This window comes from Arthrobacter sp. Y3223166 (assembly GCF_059090935.1).
The window spans coordinates 1-1,078 of record NZ_JBNHGE010000094.1 but is presented as its reverse complement, the minus strand read 5'-3'; the positions used below and the strand labels follow the sequence as shown (position 1 = coordinate 1,078).

Here is a 1,078-nt window from a genome sequence, read left to right as displayed (position 1 = left end):
GGCCGCCTGCGTTCGGCCGGCCGCCGCCGCCCCGGGGGTCGGAGTCGCCGCCGGGGACCGGCCGGTTCGGGCGGCGGGACACCACGGCCATCGCCACGCCGAGCACCAGCAGCAGGGCTCCGATGATCATCAGGGCCAGCGACCACGGCACCGAGGTGTCGTTCGGCCAGGTGACGGTCACCGTCGTCGGCGCCGGCTCGGTGCCGTCCGCGGCCAGCAGGATGGACCACTCGCCGTCGGCCGGGGCCAGCCACCGGTGCTCAAGGCTGCCCTCGGCCTGCTGCTGGCTCACCCACAGGTCGGAGCCCGCAGGGTTCGGCACCTTGGCCTCGCCCTCGGTCACGGTCCCCTGCAGTTGCCCGTCCTCGATGCCTGTCAGGGAGGTGTGCGCCGCCTCTCCGACCCAGGCCTCGACGTCGCCCGCTCGGCCGATGGCCAGCAGGAACTCGCCGTCGGCCTCCACCGAAACGTCCACTTCTTCTTCGTGGACACCGAAGACTTCCGGTTCGATGACGGTCACGGGTGCGGTTGCATCGGCTGCCGTGTAGGTGGCCGAGGCGCGCTCGGGCGGCGCCCACACGGTCCGCTGGGCGATGCCCAGCGCGATGGCCAGCAGGCCGATCACCATCAGGGCCACTGAAATCTTAAAACGCACAAAAATACCAATCGTCGATCGCTGCAGGAGGGAAGGGCCGCAGGGACGCCCACGCCTCCAGGGCCGGCCGGGGTGCCCGCCATCGGTCATGCTTTATAACCCTATGGTAACGAACCCTCTCCGCCGTCCGTGCGCGGCCGGACCGCGTGGTCCGCCGCGGACCGCCTTTTGCCCTTTTTGCCGTCGGCATCCGCTGCCACACCATACCGGACTGGTAGTCTTTCGCTCAGAATTGCCCCTATCCTGCGCCGTTGTTGCTTAGCGCGTGACAAGTGCGCCCGCCCGCTGCTTCAGCGGCTGCAGGCGGAAGAGAGGATGCTGCGTGAGCGAACCCCGGGATGCTCCCACGCCCGCCGCCGGCAACGGATCGCCGGCCGAGGGCCAGCCCGCCGACCTCGCGGCACCGGCCCCGGATCCCGCCGC

The 1,078-nt window shown here is 70.8% G+C and carries 1 pseudogene; it reads right to left on the bottom strand.

From position 1 onward, the window contains the following. Nucleotides 1-637, bottom strand: a pseudogene (locus AC5RUH_RS16690) (hypothetical protein); the annotation flags it as partial. Between the last annotated feature and the right edge of the window lie 441 nt (nucleotides 638-1,078).